The following is a 19666-nucleotide window of genomic DNA, read 5'->3' as shown; positions in this document are numbered from 1 at the left end:
GTTCTTCGTCTGGCAACAATGGTTCTTCCAGCGGTAGCTCCGGCGGCAACACGATCGACGGCCAGGGTTCATCGAGTGGCAGCGGCTCGTCGGGTAGCGCTTCTTCGTCCGGCAACAATGGTTCGTCCAGCGGTAGCTCCGGCGGCAACACGAGCGACGGCGCGGGCTCATCGAGTGGTGGTGGCTCGTCGGGTAGTGGTTCATCGTCCGGCAACAGTGGTTCTTCCAGCGGTAGCTCCGGCGGCAACACGAGCGATGGCACTGGCTCCTCGAGCGGAAGTGGCTCGTCGGGTACCGGTTCTTCGAGTGGCAACAGTGGTTCTTCCAGCGGTAGCTCCGGCGGCAACACGATCGACGGCGCGGGCTCATCGAGCGGTAGTTCGTCGAGCGGCGGCTCCTCGTTGTCGAGCGGCAGTGGCTCTTCCGGCGGTAGCTCCAGCGGTGGCGATACGTCGAGCGGTGCTTCGAGCTCGCCGAGCGGCAGCTCCTCGTCGTCGAGTGGCAGCGGCACGTCCGGCGGTAGCTCCAGTGGTGGTGGTACGTCGAACGGTGGTTCGGGTTCGTCGAGCGGCGGCTCTTCGTCGTCGAGTGGTAGCGGCTCGTCGTTGTCGTCGAATAGCAGCGGTTCGTCCGGCGGTAGCTCCAGCGGTAGCAATACGTCGGGCGGTGGTTCGGGTTCGTCGAGCGGTAGCTCGTCGTCCTCGAGCGGCAGCGGCTCGTCCGGCGGTAGTTCCAGCGGCGGCGACACATCGAACGGTGGTTCGAGCTCCTCGAGCGGCGGCACCTCGTCGTCAGGCAGCAGCGGCTCATCCGGCGGCAACGTCAGCGGTGGTGACGCATCGACCGCCGCCGCAGGTTCGAGGGCGCCTGCCGACGATCCGCATGGCATCACGGTCACGGTGAGCCTGAAGGCAACTGGCAATCCATCGGACCTCATTGCAGTGTCGGTGCCAAAGGATATGGCCAGGCCAGGCAGTCACTTCCGGTTTGCGTTGCCCGCGCAGGCAATTCCTGGCGCCGCGAATGGTGCCGAGGTGAGGGTGACGCAAATGGACGGAACGGCCTTGCCGGCATGGCTGCGCTTCGCGTCGCCATCGCGCGCGTTCACGGCGACGTCGTTGCCGGCTTCGGCCCTGCCGCTGCAGGCGGTCATGACGGTTGGCGAAATGCGCATCCCGCTCGTCATCACGGAGCGGAACCAGTAATTGACGTCGATGGAGGGGGAGAACAATGCGGGGGCGGGGCGCGCCGAATCCGCATTGCAAACGCAGGCCGTTCGCACGCTAGCTCTAGCGTCTCGGGAGCACTACGCTAGCGCGTTCTGCTCCATCATGATACGTGCGGTATTCAGCGCGATCATGCCTTCCTCGTCAGTAGGCAGTACCAGGACCGGCACGCGGCTGTTGTCGCGGCTGATGCGCTGGCGGTTTTCGTTGTTGGCGCCCGCGTCCAGGCTGATGCCGAACAGCTCTGCCAGCCGCGCGCAGATATTTTCGCGCACGGGCGGCGAGTTGGCGCCGATGCCGGCGGTGAACACCAGCGCATCCAGGCCGCCCAGCGTGGCCGCCAGCTTGCCAATTTCCTGCGCCGCGCGATAGGCGTAGAAATCGATCGCCAGGCGCGCGCGCGGCGCGTCGCTGGCCAGCAGGGCGCGCATGTCGCTGCTGACGCCGGACAGTCCCTTCAGCCCTGACTCCTGGTACAGCATCGTCTCGATATCCTTGGTGCTCATGCCTTGCTGCGACAGCCACAGGATGGCGCCGGCATCGATGGCGCCGCAGCGCGTGCCCATCGGCAGGCCGTCGAGCGCGGTCAGGCCCATGGTGGATTCCACGCTGCGCCCGTCGCGCATGGCGCACAGGCTGGCGCCGTTGCCCAGGTGCGCCACGATCACGCGGCCCTGTGCCAGGTCGGGCGCGATCTGCTGCAGGCGGCGCGCGATGTACTCATAGGACAGGCCGTGAAAGCCGTAACGGCGGATGCCGCGTTCGAAGTATTCGTAAGGCAGCGCCAGCAGTTGCGCCAGCGGGTCGTGCCCGGCGTGAAAGGCGGTGTCGAAGCAGGCGACCTGCAGCAGCGCCGGCGCGGCGGCGCGCACCGCGCGGATCGCCGTGAGGTTGTGCGGCTGGTGCAGCGGCGCCAGCGGGATCAATGCTTCCAGCTTGGCAATGACGTCGTCGTCGATCTTCACGGCGGCGGAGAAATCCGCGCCGCCATGCACCACGCGATGGCCGATCGCCACCGGCGGCGCATCGCGCAGGCCGATGCTGAGCACCAGCCGGATCAGGCGGAAGGCTGCGTCGTGATCGGCCACCTGCGCCACCGGAAAGCGTTCGTCCGCGACGATGCGGCTGTCCGCCATGCTGGCGGTCAGTCGCGGCGACACGCCGATGCCTTCGATCTGCCCGTGCGCGCTGAGCACCGGGTTGATGTCGGCATTGGCGTGCGCGGCCTCGGGCACGGCGTACACCGAGACCTTGACGCTGGAGGAGCCGGCATTGACGACGAGGATGGTGGGATGGGTGGCGCTCACGCTGGCAAGCCTCCTTGTGACGTTGACTGTGACGTTGACTGTGACTGGGACGGCGACTGGGACGGCGACCGAGACGCCGGCGCGTTCAGATCTTGCTGGACGTCTGGCCAGTGCGGCGCGCATGCGCCAGCAGCACGGCAATCGCGCAACTGCCGATGCGCGCGCGCACGCTGTCGGCGCGGCTGGTGAGGATGATGGGCACGCGCGCGCCCAGCACGATGCCGGCGGCTTCGGCGCCGGCCAGGAAGGTGAGCTGCTTGGCCAGCATGTTGCCGGCTTCCAGGTCGGGCACGAGCAGGATATCGGGATCGCCCGCGACCTCGGAGACGATGCCCTTTGTCACCGCGGCTTCATGGCTGATCGCGTTGTCGAACGCGAGCGGGCCGTCGAGGATGCCGCCTTCGATCTGGCCGCGCCGGCTCATCATGCATAGCGCGGCCGCGTCGATGGTGGAGGGGATCTTGTCGGTCACGGTTTCCACCGCTGAGAGGATGGCCACCTTGGGGCACTCGATGCCCAGCACGCGCAGCAGGTCGATCGCGTTGCGGCAGATATCGGCCTTGTCGTTGAGCGTGGGAAAGATATTGACGGCGGCGTCGGTGATGAACAGCGGCTTGTGGTAGCTCGGCACGTCCATCGCAAACACATGCGAAAGGCGCCGCCCCGTGCGCAGGCCGGTGGCGGACGCGGTGACTTCGTGCAGCAGCTCATCGGTGTGCAGGCTGCCCTTCATCAGCAGCTCGGCCTCGCCCGCGCGGATTGCCGCGACGGCGCGCGCGGCGGCGGCATGGCTGTGCGGCACGTCGATCAGCACGCTGTCGCCAAGGTCCAGCGCGTTGGCGTCGGCCACCTGGCGGATGCGCGCTTCGGGCCCGATCAGCAGCGGCACGATCAGGCCCAGGCTGGCCGCCTGCAGCGCGCCGCCGAGCGAAGAAGCATCGCAGGGATGCGCCACCGCGGTGGGAATGGCGGGCAAATCCTGGCAGCGCGCCAGCAGGACAGAGTACTTGTCGGGCGTGTGGGTCATCGGCGTTCCGGTGCGTCGGGGTTGCGGTGCGACCGCGCGGACATGCTGCGTCGCGCAAAAACAAAGGCCAGTATAGGCGATGTTTCCTTCGGCACGATGACATTGGCGTGTACCTTGCGCCAGGTCATCCCGGCCCCGGATCCGCCCATGCAGCGGGTTGTCAAGCACGATGCGGACTGGTAGATTGTGCTGTGCTGCAGGGCAGCAATTCCGTGCGATCGCCTGGAAACGACTGCCTTCGGCGCCACACCGTAGAACGTAGAAGGGGAAGCCGAGTGAACGCACGTGATCCCGCCATCCATGCCGGCAGCGCCGCCGCTGGCATGCCACCGCTCTTGTCCGATGCGTGGTCCTACGCGCATGACGCTTGGCAGCGCGCCATCCTGTTGCTCGACATCCTGCGCGAGCGCGGCAACCAGACCTTCGAGCACGAGCGCGAGGGCATGCCGCCGGTGCTGATCTTCGAGCACGAGGTGGTGATCGACGCGCGCACGCTGGCGCAACCCGCCAACTACGCGCTGCTGCGCATCCTGCCGCCGCCCGGCATCGTCACCGACGACACCAAGCGGCCCTTCGTGGTGATCGATCCGCGCGCCGGGCATGGCCCCGGCATCGGCGGCTTCAAGATCGACAGCGAGATCGGCATCGCGCTGCGCAGCGGCCATCCCTGCTACTTCGTCACCTTTTTCCCGGTGCCTTGCCCGGGCCAGACCATCGAGTGCGTGGCGCGCGCCGAAGCGCTGTTCCTGCTCACCGTGGCCGAGCGTCATCCGCAAGCACAGGGCAAGCCGTTCGTGATCGGCAACTGCCAGGGCGGCTGGGCACTGATGATGCTGGCAGCCGCCGCGCCGGAACTGGTCGGCCCCATCCTGCTGGCCGGTTCGCCGCTGGCCTACTGGTCAGGCGTGCGCGGGCGCAACCCGATGCGCTACAGCGGCGGGCTGCTGGGCGGCTCGTGGCTGTCGTCCTTGACTTCGGATCTCGGCAATGGCCGCTTTGACGGGGCCTGGCTGGTGCAGAATTTCGAGCAGCTCAATCCATCCAATACGTACTGGAAAAAGCTCTACGACGTCTATGCGCAGGTGGATACGGAGCGCGAGCGCTTCCTGGCCTTCGAGCGCTGGTGGGGCGGGCACTTCCTGCTCAACCGTGCCGAGATCGACTGGATCGTGCAGAACCTGTTCGTTGGCAACCACCTCACCGCCGGCGAGGTGCGCAGCGCGGATGGCAGCGTCGCGGTGGACCTGCGCAATGTGCGCTCGCCGATCGTGGTCTTTGCTTCCTGGGGCGACAACATCACGCCGCCGCAGCAGGCGCTGAACTGGATTCCCGATCTCTACGCCAGCGTCGACGAGATCGTCGCCAACGACCAGGTCATCGTCTACTGCCTGCATGAAAAGGTCGGGCACCTCGGCATCTTCGTCTCGGCCGGCGTGGCCAATCGCGAGCACACCGAGCTGTTCTCGGCGCTGGACCTGATCGACGTGCTGCCGCCGGGGCTGTACGAGGCGCGCATCGAAGACATCGCGCCGGGCACCTCGCACCTGGAACTGATCGAAGGCCGCTACCTGATGCGCTTCGAGCGCAGGACCATCGACGACATCCTCACGCTGGACGATGGCCGCGACGACGAGCGTGCGTTCGAGGTGGTGCGCCGCGTGGCCGAAGTCAATCAGCGCCTGTACGACACCTTCGCCTCGCCGGCGGTGCAGGCCGTATCCAACGAGCTGAGCGCCTACGCGATGCGGCAGATGCACCCGGCGCGGCTGGAGCGCTCGCTGGCGTCGGACGCGAATCCGTGGATGGCGTGGATCGCCGCGCTGGCGCCGTCGGTGCGCGAGGCGCGCCAGCCGGTGGCGCCGGACAATCCCTTCGTCACGCTGGAGCGCGCGGTGTCCGACACCATCGTGCGCACGCTCGACGCATGGCGCGACCAGCGCGACGCCTTCCAGGAGCAGCTCTTCGAGGCGTTGTACCAGTCGCCATGGCTGTCCGCGCTGATGGGCTTCTCGCCTGGCGCCGAAAAGCGCGGCCCGCCGCCGCTGAGCGCTGCGCTGCGCCAGGAACTGGCCGCGCGGCGCATCCATGAGGCCGAGGCGGGGATCGAGCAGGGTACGCCGCTCGATGCCTTTATGCGCATCCTTTGCTTTGTGGCGGACGAGAACACCAGCATCGAGGAGCGGCCTTTCAACCTGATGCGGCAGATGGCGCGCGAGCACCTGGAGCAGCAGCCGGACATCGCCACGGTCAAGGCCGCGGTCAGGCGGCAGAGCATGATCGTGGGGCTGGACGCCGGGCGGGCCGTGGCCGCGCTGCCGCTGCTGGTGCCGGACAGCGCGCTGCGCCATCGCATCATGATGGCGATCCATCGCATCGTGACCGTGGTGGGGCCGCTCGAAGGCGCCCGCCTGGCGCGCTACCGCGAGGTGGCGCGCGCGCTGGGCACCGACCATACCGCGCGGCAAACCGCGCAGCCCGCCGCCGCGGCGCCCCTGGCGCCCACACCCGTGGAAACGCCGCGCACGGTGCGCAAAGCCGCTTCGCCGGAAGCCAGCGCACGCGTTCGCAAGGCAGGCACGGCTGTGGCCGGCGCGGCCAAGCCCGGCAAGGTGGCCAAGCCTCTCAAGGCGGTCAAGCCTTCGGCGCGGCGCAACGTCAAGACAGGCACCTAAACCAGGCGGGCGGCGCCATCGGGGCCGCGCATTCATTAAGCGAGGGACATCATGGTGCAAGTACCCAATCCCCCATTGCTGGGCGCGCGCGTGCTGGTGGTCGGCGTGGCCAACGCGGATTCCATCGCGTGGGGCTGCGCGCGGGCCTTCCGCGAGCTTGGCGCCGAGCTCGCGATCACCTATCTCAACGACAAGGCCTACCCGCATGTGGCGCCGCTGGCGGAATCGGTGGGCGCGACGATCCTGATGCCGCTCGACGTGGAGGACGCGGGCCAGGAGCAGGCGCTGTTCGAGCGGATCACCCGGCAATGGGGCCAGCTCGACGTGCTGGTGCACTCGGTGGCCTTCGCGCCCAAGGACGACTTGCAGGGCGGGCTGCTCCATGCATCGGCGGCCGGCTTCGCGCGGGCCATGGACGTGTCCTGCCATTCCTTCGTGCGCTTGGCGCGGCGCGCGGTGCCCCTGATGCGCGCGGGCGGCAGCCTGTTCGCCATGAGCTACGAGGGCGCCAACCGCGTGGTGCCGAACTACAACCTGATGGGCCCGGTCAAGGCGGCGCTGGAGGCCTCCTGCCGCTACCTGGCGCACGAACTCGGCCCGAGCGGCATCCGCGTGCACGCCATTTCGCCGGGGCCGCTCAAGACCCGCGCGGCGTCCGGGCTCAAGGATTTCGAGCAGTTGCTGGCGGATGCCGCGGGCCGCGCCCCGCTGGGCGAGCTGGTCGACATCATGGACGTGGGCTTTGCCACCGCCTACCTGGCGACGCCCTACGCGCGCCGGATTTCCGGCAACACCGTGTACGTGGACGGCGGCGCGCACATCATGGGCTGACTGCCGCCGAGGGCGCGATGCGTGGCCCACGGCCCGCGTCGGGCCGCCTACAATGAGCTAGACAACGCAGGCACGCGCTGAGCGCCACGTGCGCGCTGCCTCATATCGGGAGCAAGACATGAAGGTACTCATCCGGGGCCTGCACCGCGATGTGACCGAACAGATGCTGCGCGACAAGCTGGCGACCTACGCACCGGTGACGTCCGTGGAACTGATGCGCGAGGGCGATCCGAACCACCCTTGGGCCTGGGTCGACCTGGATATCGATGCTTTCAAGGCGTGGCGCCTGCTGCGCCAGCTGGATCGCCAGTACTTCGCCGGCAGCATGATGCGCTGGTATATCCCGGCTCACCAGGGCTGATGCGCTGGCAAGTTGAGGCCGGGCGGCTGCCGCGCGCCGCCGCGCTTTGGCATTAAGATAAGCGGCTTCTGCCACTTTGCTGCGCTGCCACGCGGTAGCGCCATTCCCGCATGCTAGAACTCGACGGCGCGATCTGGTTTCGTTCAGGGTCCCAGGACTGGGGCGGGCGCGAGCGCATCGCCCTGCTGGCCGCGATCGGCGAGCACGGCTCGATCACCGCTGCCGCCAAGGCGGTCGGGCTGAGCTACAAGGGCGCCTGGGATGCCATCGACGCCATGAACAACAGCGCGGGCGAGCCGCTGGTGGTGCGCGCCGCCGGCGGCAAGGGCGGCGGCGGCACCGTGCTGACCGAGCGCGCCGCCAGCCTGATCCGCACCTACCGCGCGCTTGAGCACGAGCACCGGCTCTTTGTCGAACACCTCGCCAGCCTCGGCAACGTCAGCGAGACGGCGCAGGATGACCTTCACCTGATGCGGCGTTTCATGATCAAGACCAGTGCACGCAACAAGCTCTTCGGCAAGGTGGCTGCGATCCGCGGCGGCGCCGTCAATGACGAGGTCACGCTGTCGCTCGCGGGCGGCCAGCATGTGGTCGCCACCATCACCCACGAAAGCGTGGAGACGCTGGGCCTCGCACCCGGCGCCGAAGCCTTCGCGCTGATCAAGGCTTCCTCGGTCCTGCTGGGGCTGCCCGATCCCGGGCTGCGGCTTTCGGCGCGCAACCAGTTGCCTGGCAAGGTGACCCGCGTGCTGCCGGGCGCCGTCAATGCCGAGGTGGCGCTGGAACTGGATGGCGGCGGCACCGTGGTCGCCATTGTCACCAACGACAGCGTGAGCGCGCTGGGGCTTGCCGAGGGCAGCCGCGCGCTGGCGATCTTCAAGGCGTCGAGCGTGATCCTGGGCACCATGGGCTGAGCCTGGCGCGTGCTGGAGATCGTCATCGGCATCACCATGTGGATGATTGCCGCCAAGCTGCTGTTTGCCTGATTTTCTGAATTCCCGAGTTACCGACGACCATGCCAAGCAACATAGAAATCAAGGCGCGTATCGCCAGCGTGGACGCGCTGTTGCCACGGGTCGCGCCGCTGGCCGACCATGGCCCCGAGCTGATCCTGCAGGACGACACCTTCTTTGCCTGCCCCAACGGGCGGCTCAAGTTGCGTGTCTTTCCGTCCGGCGAAGGCCAGTTGATCTTCTACGCGCGCGCCGACCAGGCCGGGCCCAAGGAGAGCCACTACATCCTCTCGCCCACGGCCGCGCCCGATTCCCTGCGCGCCGCACTGGCGGCGGCGTGGGGCGAGAGCGGGCGCGTGCGCAAGGCGCGCACCTTGTTCCTGGTGGGCCGCACGCGCGTGCATCTGGACCGCGTGGAGGGGCTGGGGGATTTCCTGGAGCTGGAGGTGGTGCTGGCCGACGGCGAGCCGGCCCAGGCCGGCATTGCCGAGGCGCATGCGCTGCTTGGCAAGCTGGGCATAACGCGAGGGCAATTAATCGAAACCGCTTACGTCGACCTGCTGCGCGCGGCCGGGGCCTGAGTTGGCCTCACTGAGCCCGCCTCAGACCACGTGCGCCGAGACGGGCGCGTACACCTGCGGATGCCCCTTCACGGGCGCGGCGCCAAAGATGCGGCCTTCGCGCACTTCCAGCACATGGTCGCCGAGGGCCTCCACGTCGTCGGGGTCGTGCGAAATCACCAGCATGGGCACTTCCAGGCTGGCTTGCAGCGCGCGCAGCTCGGCGCGCATGCGTATGCGCAGCGCCGGGTCCAGCGCGGAGAACGGCTCGTCCAGCAGCACGATATCGGGCCGCGCCGCCAGCGCGCGCGCCAGCGCGGCGCGTTGTTTCTGGCCGCCAGAGATCTCGCCGGGATAGTTGCCGGTGATCGCGCCAAGGCCAAACGCATCGATCCAGCGCTGCGCTTCCGGGTGGTGCGTATTGCGGCGCGGGTTGCGCCAGCCCCGCTCCAGCCCGAAGGCGATGTTCTGCGCGACCGTCAGATGCGGGAACAAGGCGTAGTCCTGGAACAGGTAGGCCACGCGCCGCTCCTGCGGACGCACGTTGACATGTGTCTCACTGTCGAACAGGGTGCGGCCGTTGAGCACGATGCGGCCGCTGTCCGGCGTGAGCAATCCGGCGATGGCGCGCAGCGTCAGGCTCTTGCCCGCGCCGGAGGGGCCAAACAGCGCAATGCGCTTGCTTTGCGAATCGAAGGCGATATCCAGCCCGAACCGGCGGTCGGCGGAACCAAGCTGCTTGCGTACGGTGACTTGCATGGTCATGGCGGCCTACCGGTACATTTTGCGGGTGGGCGGCACCAGCCGCCCGGCGGCCACCAGCAGCACCACGCAGGTGAGGGAAGTGACCAGCACCAGCACGTTGGCGGTGTTGTCGTCGCCGGCCTGCACGGCTTCGTAGATGGCGACCGACAGCGTTTGCGTGCGCCCGGGCAGGTTGCCCGCCACCATCAGCGTGGCGCCGAACTCACCCAGCGCGCGGGCAAAGGCCAGCAGCACGCCGGCGATGATGCCGCGCGACGCCTGCGGCAGCGTCACGCGAAAGAAGATGCCGGCCTCGGACGTGCCGAGCACGCGCGCGGCGTCCTCGAGCTGCGAGTCAACCCCTTCGAAGGCGGCGCGGGCCGACTTCAGCACCAGCGGGAAGGCCACGATGGTGGAGGCCAGCACCGCGCCTTGCCAGGTAAAGACCAGTTCGATGCCGAGCCGGCCGAGCCACTCGCCGAACACGCCGCGGCGCCCGACCAGCACCAGCAGGTAGTAGCCGAGCACGGTCGGTGGCAGCACCAGCGGCAGCGTGAGCAGGGCGTCGACCACGTCGCGCGCGGCCGATCGCCAGCGCGACAGTGCAAAGGCCGCGCCCACGCCCAGCACGGCGTTGAGCACAGTGGCCCAGCCCGCGACTTTGAGCGACAGCGACAGCGGGACCCAGACAGCTTCCAGGGAGGTCATCAGCATAAACGCCTGCCGGCGGAGCCAGGCAGGCGGCAAGGTGGATTCAGGTTGGCGGCGCGCCCGGGCGCCGGGGCCGCGGGCAAGGATCAGGGATTATGGCTTGCGGCCTACGGCTACGGATTACGGCTTGAGAAAACCATACTTGGCCAGCACCGCCTGCCCTTCCGGTGACGTCACGTAGCCGAGGAATGCCGCGGCTTGCTCGGGCTGCTTGGAGTGCGAGGTGATGGCGATCGGATACGTGACCGGCTGGCGCGTCGGTACCCGCAGCGCCACTTTGACCTTGTCCGGCATGATCGCCGCATCGGTGGCGAACACGAAGCCGGCATCGACTTCGCCACGGGCCACGTAATCCAGGCTCTGGCGCACGTTTTGCGCCATCACGCCCTTGGCCGAGACCGCATCCCACACGCCCGCTGCTTCCAGCGCGCCCTTGGTATAGCGGCCCACCGGCACCGACGCCGGGTTGCCGAAGGCCACGCGCTTGAACTCGGGGCGGGTCAGGTCCTGCAGCTTGCCCGCTTCCAGCTTGCTGTCAGCCGGCAGGATCAGCGCGAGCTGGTTGGCGGCGAAATCGCGGCGCGACGCGGGCTGCACCACGCGTTCGGCCACGGCCTTGTTCATCGCGTCCTGGTCGGCCGAGGCAAACACATCGGCCGGCGCGCCATTGACGATCTGCTGCATCAGCACGTCGGAGGCGCCGAAGTTGAGGATCACCTTGGTCTGGGGGTGCACGCGTTCGTAGGATTCGGCGAGCGACTTGAAGGCATTGGTCAGGCTGGCCGCGGCGGAGACCACCAGGTCTGCGCCGAAGGCGGCCGGGGCGGACAGCGCCAGGGTGGCGGACAGCAGCAGGCCGGCCGCCAGCGAGGCGGCGCGCGGCTGGCGGGACTGGGCAGGCAACGCAGCGGAAATCGGGAGCATGGACATGGCGGGGCGCGGGTGGCCGGAAGCGGGTTGGATAGCAGGCGAGCCAGGCCGGAATGTGCCCGCCAGATGTGCCCGCCAAATGCGCAATATATGACGGTATATAACGCGGCGTCAATGGCACATTGGGTTAGGACAGGGCATATCGGCGGGCCGTGCGGGTGCGCCTGCTGCCGGCGGCCCGCCGTCACGGTGGTGTAACGCGCGCGTCACTCTGTTGCCATTTGCGCTCGGGACAATGTCCGGCTCCAGGCACAACAAGAAAGAAGGGAGCCACAAATGCACCGCTGTCCGACCGACGTTCTATCCGCGCGCGCCGCACCCGCTTCGTCCCCGATCCTCGCCGTGCCCACCGTGGCCGCGCTGGGCGCCGCCATCGTGGCCACCGTGCTGCTGGCCGCCTGCGGCTCCGATGACAGCCCCGCCAGCCCCGGCACGGGCACGGGTGTCACGCCGCAGGCCGATAGCGTCTCGGCCGGCACCAAGGCCACACTGGCCTTGCTGGAAACCACCGACCTGCACACCAATGTGCGCAGCTACGACTACTTCAAGCTGGCCGAGGACAAATCCTTCGGCTTCGAGCGCGTGGCAACCCTGATCAAGCAGGCGCGCGCCGAGTTTCCCAACACCCTGCTGCTGGACAACGGCGACACGATCCAGGGCACCGCGCTGGCCGATTACCAGGCCCAGGTCAACCCGCTCAAGTGCGGCGAGACCCTGGCCATGTACAAGGTGATGAACGCGGCCAGGTTCGACGGTGGCGGCATCGGCAACCACGAGTTCAACTACGGCCTGGGCTATCTGAACCAGGTCACGGGCAACCGCTTCAACGTGGATGGCCTGCCCGACCCGACCGTGCAGACGCCGTGCGCCGGGCCGGCCTTCCCGCAGGTGCTGGCCAACGTGTACAGCGTGCGCACGCGCGCGCCGCTGTTCCAGCCGTACACCATCATCACCCGCCAGATCACCGCCACCGGGCCCGACGGCAACACCGTCACGGTGCCGGTCAAGGTCGGCATCATCGGTTTCACGCCGCCCGCGATCATGAGTTGGGACAAGCGCTGGCTCGACGGCAAGGTCTACACCGAGGGCGTGAAGGAAACCGCCGAGAAGTTCGTGCCGGAGATGCGCGCCAAGGGTGCCGACCTGGTGGTGGTGATCTCGCACGGCGGGCTCGATGCCTCCGCGTACTCGCCCACCATGGAGAACGGCAGCTGGCACCTGTCCAAGGTGGCCGGCGTGGACGCCATGCTGATCGGCCACTCGCACCAGGTCTTCCCCGATGCCACCAGCACGGTGGCGCAGTTCAACCTGCCGGGCGTGGACAAGGTGCGCGGCACGGTCAACGGCGTGCCTACCGTGATGGCCGACTACTGGGGCCGCCGCCTCGGCGTGATCAAGTTGCAGCTCGCGCATGACGGCAATCGCTGGGTGGTTGACAAGAGCGCTACCACGGTCCAGGCGCGCTCGATCCAGAATGCCGACAAGAGCTATGTGGCGGCCGATGCCAGCGTGGCGGCCGCGGTCGATGCGGAGCACCAGGCCACCATCGCCTACGTGAAGACGCCGATCGGCACCACCGACTACCGCATGAGCACGTACTTCGCCGACGTGGGCGATCCCGGTGCGATCCAGATCGTCAACCAGGCGCAGGCGGCTTACGTGAAGGACTACATCGCCGCCAACCTGCCGGCGCTGGCCGCGCTGCCGGTGCTGTCCGTCTCCGCGCCGTTCAAGAGCGGCTTTGGCGGGGGCAATGACTACACCGACGTGCAGTCCGGCAACCTCGCCATCAACAATGCAGCCGATCTCTACCTCTACCCCAACACCATCTACGCGGTGAAGGTGAGCGGCAATGACGTCAAGGCCTGGCTGGAGACCGCCGCCAAGCGCTTCAACCTGATCGATCCGGCCAAGACCGCCGACCAGCCGCTCATCAGCAGCTTCCCCGGCTATAACTTCGACATGTTCACCTCGCCCGACCTGCAGTACGAGATCGACGTGACGCAGCCGGAGGGCAGCCGCATCAAGAACCTCGCGTACAAGGGCGTGCCGCTCGACGCCAGCCAGCAGTTCATCGTGGCCACCAACAATTACCGCGCCAGCGGCGGCGGCAATTTCCCCGGCCTGGACGGCAGCAAGACGGTCTACGCCTCGCCGGACGCCAGCCGCGATGTGCTGATCGCCTACATCAAGAAGGCCGGCGCCATCACGCGCGCCATCAACGGCGGCGCGCGCAGCTGGCGCTTCACCAAGGTGGCCACGGCCGGCAAGGTGGTGTTTGCTTCCGCGCCAGGCCAGCTGGCGCAGGCGCAAGCCGCAGGCCTGGCCAATATCGCGCTGGAGCAGGCGAGCTACGACACCACCAAGAACCTGTCGCTATACAGCGTCGACCTCAACCAGTAAGGCGGCAATGACCACGGCAATGAGCACGGCAACGAATACGCCAATGAAGGGAACGACGGCGCCGGCATGCGGTGCGCCTGTGCGTCGCCACGGGCGTCAGCGCCGCCTGCATCCGGTCATCGCTGCGGCGCTGGTGGCGGTCGCGGTGGCGGCCGGCTGCGTGGGCGGGGCATCGGCGTGGCGCGAGCATGCCAGCGCGCGCCACGCGCAGCTTGCCCAGTGGCAGACGCGGGCCGGCTCGGCCGGCGACGAAGAGGCGCTCGCGGCGCTGCGCCAGGCGGCGCGGGCGGGGGAGGGCGCGGCCCAGGCCTCGCTTGGCGAAGCGTTGTGGGCAAGCGGGGATGCGGCGGCGCATGCCGAAGGCCGGGACTGGCTGAAGCAGGCCGCCGGGGCGGGCGATGCGCGCGCGCATTTTGTGCTGGGCAAGGCGGCTTTCCTCGGCGAGGCGCAGCGCGCGCCCGACGCTGAGGCGGCCTGGCACCACTTCGAGCTGGCCGCCGCCGCGGGCAATACCGGGGCTGCGTACTACCTCGGCTTGCTGCACCGCGGCGGCTATGGCCGCGCGCCGGACCCGGCCGCGGCCGCGCGCTGGTTCGAGCTGGCCGCCGATGCCGGCGTGCCGCAGGCGATGTTCATGCTGGCCAATGCCTATCGTGAAGGTGCAGGCGTGCCGCGCGACGAGGCCCGCGCGGTAGCGTGGTACGAGGCCGCGGCCGAGCGCGAGCATCCGGAATCGATCCAGGCGCTGGCGATGGCCTATCGGTATGGTGAGTTGGGGTTGAAGCGGGATGAGGGGAGTTTTCGCGCGCATCTGGCGGAGACTGCGCATGCGTTGAAGCATCCGGCTTTGAGTCCTTGATTTCTTGGGGCGGGGCGGACGGGGCGTTGGGGGGGGGCACGCGTGCTTGTAGCCCGCTGACGCGGGGGTGACGTTTGTGGGCGGGGTTTTACTGCTTCTAGCTGCTGGCGCGGCTGTACGGTGTTGGCCGTTTTGGAACGTGTGAGATGTCACTTTTCTTTACTCGTAAAGAAAAGTAACCAAAAGAAAGCGATCCTTGCAGGAGGCTGGCGTGGCGTCATTGGGGATCCCAATGGTTTCGTCGTACGGCCCCGGGTGCTAATGGCCTCGTGCCGTTACCGGTTCAGAGCACCACGACCCAGCCAATGCCCAGGGTTTCGTGGTGGTCCCCCCGGTAGCGGCCACCACGAACTTCAAGCCGTCTGTCGCTCGCGGGGTGACCGGCCACGAAGTTGCAAGCGTCCCGTTTCCGTCGTGGGCGCGGTGGCACCGCCGGAACAGTTCTGAGGGATTCACCACCGCGCCCACCCCACCACGAAACCATCACGGCGTGATATATCGTGAAACTTTGCACCGGTACCGGCAGATGGATGAATGCGCAGGGATGCCGCTACCGAGCAGCCTCACCACGAAACCAGCGCCATCCGCAGGATCGTGGCCACTCAAACCGGTAACGGCACGAGGCCATTAGCACCCGGGGCCTGACGGCGAAACCACCGGGCTGCGCAATCCCAATAAGCCAGCCTCCTGCAAGGATCGCTTTCTCTTGGTTACTTCTCTTTACGAGTAAAGAGAAGTGACATCTCACACGTTCTAAAACAGCCAACACCGTACAGCCGCGCCAGCAGCTAGAAGCCGTAAAACCCCGCCCACAAGCGACACCCCCGCGTCAGCGGGCCACTCCGCTACCAGTTCAATCAATCCTGATATCCGCAGCCTTAACCACCTTCGCCCACTTCACGATCTCGCTGCGCTGGAACTCCGCAAACTCCCCGGGCGACATCCCCGACGGCTCCATGCCCAGCTTCTCCAGCCGCGCCTGCATATCCGGCGTCTTGATGATCGCTGAGATCTCCTTGTACAAGCGGTCCACGATCGGCTTGGGCGTATTTGCCGGCGCAAAGATCGCTTGCCAGGATTCCAGCTCGTAGCCACTGACGCCGGCTTCGGCCATCGTCGGCACATTCGGCATGCTCTTGATGCGCCTGGCGGAAGTCACGGCCAGCGCCCGCAGCTTGCCCGAGTCGATATGCTGGGCGGCCACCACGGTCGTGTCGAACATCATCGGCACCTGCCCCGCCATCACGTCCTGGATCGCCGGGCCGCTGCCCTTGTAGGGAATGTGTGTGATCTTGATGCCGGCCAGGCTCTTGAACAACTCACCGGCCAGGTGCTGCGAGGTGCCGTTGCCGGCGGATGCGAAGGCGAGCGTATCCGGCTTGGCCTTGGCTTCGGCCACGATGTCCTTCACCGTCTTGAACGGGCTGCCGGCGCTGACTACCAGCACATTGGCATTGGTGCCGATCAGCGTGATGGGGGCGAAGGACTTGACCACGTCGTACGGCATCTTCGGGTACAGGCTGGCATTGATCGCGTGCGAGCTGATGGTGCCGCCGAGGATGGTGTAGCCATCTGGCGCGGCCTTGGAGGCGTAGTCGGAGCCGATATTGCCGCCGGCGCCGGGGCGGTTCTCCACCACCACGGTGGTGCCGAGCGCCTGGCCCAGGCGCTGGCCGATCAGGCGCGCCAGGGTGTCGGTGGTGCCCCCGGGCGGGAACGGCACCACGTAGGTGATGGGCTTGCTGGGCCAGCTGGCCTGGGCGGATGCGCTCAGCGGGAGGGCGGCGGCAGCCAGGGTCGCCGCGGCGGCCAGCAGCGCAAGGGCTTGGCGTTTCATGGGGTGGGGTCTCCTCGGTTCTTATTGGGGTGGTGAAGCGATGGCGGGGCGATGGTGGGACGCTAGTTAAGCGCTAGTGGATCTCCGGCTCGCCGTCCTCCGGGGCATCGACCGGTTCCAGGAAATCAAAGTCGCAGCCCTTGTCCGCCTGGCTGACGTGGCGCAGGTAGAGCTTGCCGTAGCCGCGCTCGAACTTGGGCACGGGCGCGACCCAGGCGGCGCGGCGGCGCGCCATCTCGTCGTCGCTGATCAGCAGGTTGAGCTTGCGGGCCGGCACGTCCAGCTCGATCAGGTCGCCGTCGCGCACGAAGGCGAGCGGGCCGCCCACATACGATTCCGGTGCCACGTGCAGCACGCACGCGCCGTAGCTGGTGCCGCTCATGCGTGCATCCGAGATGCGCACCATGTCGCGCACGCCTTGCTTGAGCAGCTTCTGCGGAATCGGCAACTGGCCCCATTCCGGCATGCCGGGTGCGCCTTGCGGGCCGGCGTTCTGCAGCACGATCACGCAGGTGGCATCGATGTCCAGCGCCGGGTCGTCGATGCGGGCGGCCATGTCGTTGTAGTCGCGGAACACCACGGCGCGCCCTGTGTGGCGCAGCAGGTCCTGCTGCGCGGCCGGGGGCTTGATCACGGCGCCGTCCGGGGCGAGGTTGCCGCGCAGCACGGCCAGCCCGTCGCTGGCTACCAGCGGCTTGTCGCGCGGGCGGATCACGTCGTCGTTGAACACGCGGGCGCCTGCCAGGTTCTCTCCCAGCGTGCGGCCATCGACGGTGAGCGTGCCGGTATCGAGCAGGTCGCCCATCTGCGCGAGCATCGCGCGCAGGCCGCCGGCGTAGTAGAAGTCTTCCATCAGGTACTGGCCCGACGGACGGATATTGGCCAGCACCGGCGTGCTGCGTGCCAGTTCGTCGTAGCGATCCAGCGATAGCGCATGGCCGGCGCGGCGCGCCAGTGCGATCAGGTGGACGATGGCGTTGGTGGAGCCGGACAGCGCCAGCGCGGTGCGCACGCCGTTGTCGATGGCGGCAGGCGTGACGATCTCCGATGGCTTCAGGTCCTGCCACACCATCTCGACGATGCGCCGGCCAGACAGCGAGGCCATTTGCGCATGGCGCGAATCCGGCGCGGGGATCGACGAGGCGCCGGACAGGCACATGCCGATGGCCTCCACCACGGCCGTCATGGTCGATGCCGTGCCCATCGTCATGCAATGCCCCGGCGAGCGCGCGATGCCGTCTTCGATGCCCTGCCAGTCCTGCTCGGTGATATTGCCGGCGCGCAGCTCGGCCCAGTACTTCCACGTATCCGAGCCGGAGCCCAGCGTCACGCCGTTCCAGTTGCCGCGCAGCATCGGCCCGGCCGGCACGAAGAGGGTGGGCAGGTCCATCGCCAGCGCACCCATCAGCAGGGCAGGCGTGGTCTTGTCGCAGCCGCCCAGCAGCACGCAGCCATCGGCAGGGTAGGAGCGCAGCAGTTCCTCCGTCTCCATCGCCAGCAAGTTGCGGTAGAGCATGGTGGTGGGCTTCTGGAACGGCTCGGACAGGCTCATTGCCGGCATTTCCACCGGGAATCCGCCCGCCTGCCAGATGCCGCGCTTGACCTCTTCGGCGCGCTGGCGGAAGTGGCTGTGGCAGGGGTTGATGTCGCTCCAGGTGTTGATGATGGCGACAACCGGCTTGCCGGCGTAGTCGGCGCGGCTGTAGCCCATCTGCGCGGTGCGCGAGCGGTGGCCGAAGGCGCGCAGGTCGTTGGCGCCGTACCAGCGGTGGCTGCGCAGTTCCTCGGGCTGCTTGCGGGGCCGGTCTTGCGGCTTCTTGCCGGCGGGGTTCGTGGGCATGGGCTGTCTCCTCTGATCGGTAGCGTCGTGGCGACGTCTGCTTTTCTTGTCTGGCCCCGGCGGGCGGCCGTCCTGCTTCTCCAGCGCCGAAGACAGCAGATGATAGCGCTGTCATTTGTCGCCCACAACGCATGCGTGCTCGGGGTTAACCCGTCGCGCACTCCCGCATCGCGGCCCGCGGCGCGGCGCGGGCGCTATCATGGCGCCCATGCCGGCCCTGCGCCCAGCCGGCTTTTTCCGCTTCCTTCACCACATTCATGGCCTCATCCCGTAAGCCGACCGCTCCTCGCACCGCCCCTCGTTCCGCGCCCACGCCAGCCCCTGCCGGCCGCGCCACCGGCAGCGTCACGCTGGCTGACGTGGCCAAGATCGCGGGCGTCTCGCCGATCACCGTGTCGCGCGTGGTCAACCAGCCCGGGCTGGTCTCGGCGGGCACCGTGGCGCGCGTGCAGGAGGCCATCCAGCGCACCGGCTACGTGCCCAACTTGCTGGCCGGCGGCCTGGCCTCGCGGCGCAGCCGGCTGATCGCGGCCATCGTGCCGACCATCGCCAACTCGATCTTTGCGGACACGATCCAGGCGCTGACCGATCGCTTCTCGCAAGCGGGCTACCAGATGATGCTGGGCTTGTCCGGCTATGCCGCCACGCGCGAGCAGGACCTGCTGGCCGCCATCCTTTCGCGCCGCCCCGACGGCATCGTGCTGACCGGCATCGCGCACACCGCCGACACGCGCCGGCGACTGCTGGCCGCGCGCGTGCCGGTGGTGGAAACCTGGGACATCACGCCCACGCCGATCGACATGCTGGTGGGTTTCTCTCACGAGAAGGTGGGCCAGACAGTGGCCGAGTTCCTGCATGCGCGCGGCTATCGCAAGCCGGCCATCCTGTCGGCCAGCGACCAGCGCGCTGAGTCGCGCCGCCTGGGCTTTCTCGACGCGTTCGGCCGCCACGGCATCACGGAAGTGCCGAGCAGCATCGTGCCCGCGCCGTCCAGCCTGGGGCTTGGCCGCGAGGGGCTGGCGCGGCTGCTCGACGGCGGCGCGCAGCCGGACGTGGTGTTCTGCAGCTCGGACACGCTGGCGCAGGGCGCGCTCTCGGAAGCCTGCGCGCGCGGGCTGAAGGTGCCGGAGCAGCTCGCGGTGATGGGCTTTGGCGATCTCAACTTTGCCGCACATACCTACCCGGCGTTGTCGACCGTGCGCATCGACGGCCCGGCCATTGGCCGCACCGCTGCCGAGTGCCTGCTGGCCCGCATCGACGGGCGCGAAGTGGGGGAGCGCATCATCGACCTGGGGTTCGATGTCATCCAGCGCGAGAGCGCCTGACTCCCGAGCCTGGGCGCTGCCCTGCGGCGCGGCTCCGGACGCGTTATGATTGCGCTACCATCCAACGTTGCATTTTTCCC

Annotated in this window: 17 protein-coding genes; 9 read left to right on the top strand and 8 right to left on the bottom strand. The window is 68.0% G+C overall.

Annotation, left to right across the window (positions count from 1 at the left end; all coding sequences use genetic code 11):
* A partial coding sequence (locus AC1Q7Q_RS24205) for a hypothetical protein (RefSeq protein ID WP_492387227.1) occupies nucleotides 1-922 on the bottom strand: 922 nt, incomplete at its 3' end.
* Between the two features lie 127 nt (nucleotides 923-1049).
* Between AC1Q7Q_RS24205 and AC1Q7Q_RS24200 the strand changes: the two genes are divergently transcribed.
* Nucleotides 1050-1205: a hypothetical protein gene (locus tag AC1Q7Q_RS24200; RefSeq protein ID WP_492387226.1), complete on the top strand. Its 156-nt coding sequence runs from the start codon at nucleotides 1050-1052 to the stop codon at nucleotides 1203-1205.
* 101 nt (nucleotides 1206-1306) lie between these two features.
* Here AC1Q7Q_RS24200 and AC1Q7Q_RS24195 read toward each other — a convergent pair whose 3' ends face one another.
* Both AC1Q7Q_RS24195 and AC1Q7Q_RS24190 read right to left on the bottom strand, forming a co-directional pair.
* Nucleotides 1307-2533: an acetate/propionate family kinase gene (locus tag AC1Q7Q_RS24195; protein ID WP_492375300.1), complete on the bottom strand. Its 1227-nt coding sequence runs from the start codon at nucleotides 2531-2533 to the stop codon at nucleotides 1307-1309.
* Between the two features lie 85 nt (nucleotides 2534-2618).
* On the bottom strand, nucleotides 2619-3560 hold the full coding sequence (locus AC1Q7Q_RS24190) for a phosphate acetyltransferase (RefSeq protein WP_492375301.1): 942 nt from the start codon (nucleotides 3558-3560) through the stop codon (nucleotides 2619-2621).
* Between the two features lie 323 nt (nucleotides 3561-3883).
* On the opposite strand from AC1Q7Q_RS24190, the gene AC1Q7Q_RS24185 reads away from it, so the two are divergent.
* From AC1Q7Q_RS24185 to AC1Q7Q_RS24165, 5 genes are all read left to right on the top strand, one after another.
* Nucleotides 3884-6232, top strand: a complete 2349-nt coding sequence (locus tag AC1Q7Q_RS24185; protein WP_492375309.1) for a DUF3141 domain-containing protein — start codon at nucleotides 3884-3886, stop codon at nucleotides 6230-6232.
* A gap of 51 nt (nucleotides 6233-6283) precedes the next feature.
* Nucleotides 6284-7063, top strand: coding sequence for an enoyl-ACP reductase FabI (gene fabI / locus AC1Q7Q_RS24180; protein ID WP_492375302.1), 780 nt, complete (start codon nucleotides 6284-6286; stop codon nucleotides 7061-7063).
* A gap of 118 nt (nucleotides 7064-7181) precedes the next feature.
* Nucleotides 7182-7424, top strand: a complete 243-nt coding sequence (locus tag AC1Q7Q_RS24175) for an RNA recognition motif domain-containing protein (RefSeq protein WP_150988598.1) — start codon at nucleotides 7182-7184, stop codon at nucleotides 7422-7424.
* A 110-nt stretch (nucleotides 7425-7534) separates the two neighbouring features.
* Nucleotides 7535-8338: a TOBE domain-containing protein gene (locus tag AC1Q7Q_RS24170; protein ID WP_492375303.1), complete on the top strand. Its 804-nt coding sequence runs from the start codon at nucleotides 7535-7537 to the stop codon at nucleotides 8336-8338.
* A gap of 101 nt (nucleotides 8339-8439) precedes the next feature.
* Nucleotides 8440-8958, top strand: a complete 519-nt coding sequence (locus tag AC1Q7Q_RS24165; protein WP_492375304.1) for a class IV adenylate cyclase — start codon at nucleotides 8440-8442, stop codon at nucleotides 8956-8958.
* Nucleotides 8959-8979: 21 nt separating this feature from the next.
* Here AC1Q7Q_RS24165 and AC1Q7Q_RS24160 read toward each other — a convergent pair whose 3' ends face one another.
* The 3 genes from AC1Q7Q_RS24160 to modA form a co-directional block, all read right to left on the bottom strand.
* Nucleotides 8980-9702 (bottom strand): ATP-binding cassette domain-containing protein, encoded by a 723-nt coding sequence (locus AC1Q7Q_RS24160; RefSeq protein ID WP_492375305.1) that lies wholly within the window; start codon nucleotides 9700-9702, stop codon nucleotides 8980-8982.
* A gap of 6 nt (nucleotides 9703-9708) precedes the next feature.
* Entirely contained in the window at nucleotides 9709-10380 is a 672-nt protein-coding gene (modB, locus tag AC1Q7Q_RS24155) for a molybdate ABC transporter permease subunit (protein WP_492375310.1), read from the bottom strand.
* A 132-nt stretch (nucleotides 10381-10512) separates the two neighbouring features.
* Nucleotides 10513-11316 carry a molybdate ABC transporter substrate-binding protein gene (gene modA / locus AC1Q7Q_RS24150; protein WP_492375311.1) on the bottom strand — a complete coding sequence of 268 codons (804 nt, stop codon included), beginning with the start codon at nucleotides 11314-11316 and terminating at the stop codon, nucleotides 10513-10515.
* Nucleotides 11317-11598: 282 nt separating this feature from the next.
* Here modA and AC1Q7Q_RS24145 point away from each other — a divergent pair, with 282 nt between their 5' ends.
* Nucleotides 11599-13725 (top strand): bifunctional 2',3'-cyclic-nucleotide 2'-phosphodiesterase/3'-nucleotidase, encoded by a 2127-nt coding sequence (locus AC1Q7Q_RS24145; RefSeq protein ID WP_492375306.1) that lies wholly within the window; start codon nucleotides 11599-11601, stop codon nucleotides 13723-13725.
* 43 nt (nucleotides 13726-13768) lie between these two features.
* The gene (locus tag AC1Q7Q_RS24140) at nucleotides 13769-14584 is read left to right on the top strand and encodes a tetratricopeptide repeat protein (protein ID WP_492375307.1); all 816 of its coding nucleotides are present in this window, start codon (nucleotides 13769-13771) and stop codon (nucleotides 14582-14584) included.
* An 853-nt stretch (nucleotides 14585-15437) separates the two neighbouring features.
* On the opposite strand, the gene AC1Q7Q_RS24135 is transcribed toward AC1Q7Q_RS24140, so the two are convergent.
* Both AC1Q7Q_RS24135 and araD read right to left on the bottom strand, forming a co-directional pair.
* Nucleotides 15438-16421, bottom strand: coding sequence for a tripartite tricarboxylate transporter substrate binding protein (locus tag AC1Q7Q_RS24135; protein WP_416047749.1), 984 nt, complete (start codon nucleotides 16419-16421; stop codon nucleotides 15438-15440).
* 73 nt (nucleotides 16422-16494) lie between these two features.
* On the bottom strand, nucleotides 16495-18261 hold the full coding sequence (gene araD, locus AC1Q7Q_RS24130; RefSeq protein ID WP_492375835.1) for an L-arabinonate dehydratase: 1767 nt from the start codon (nucleotides 18259-18261) through the stop codon (nucleotides 16495-16497).
* Nucleotides 18262-18518: 257 nt separating this feature from the next.
* On the opposite strand from araD, the gene AC1Q7Q_RS24125 reads away from it, so the two are divergent.
* A complete protein-coding gene (locus AC1Q7Q_RS24125; protein ID WP_492375834.1) occupies nucleotides 18519-19586 on the top strand; it encodes a LacI family DNA-binding transcriptional regulator in 1068 nt (355 codons plus the stop codon).
* Nucleotides 19587-19666 lie beyond the last annotated feature (80 nt).

Source organism: Cupriavidus sp. GW823-FHT07A04, from assembly GCF_058794615.1.
This window is presented reverse-complemented; position numbering and strand designations above follow the sequence as displayed.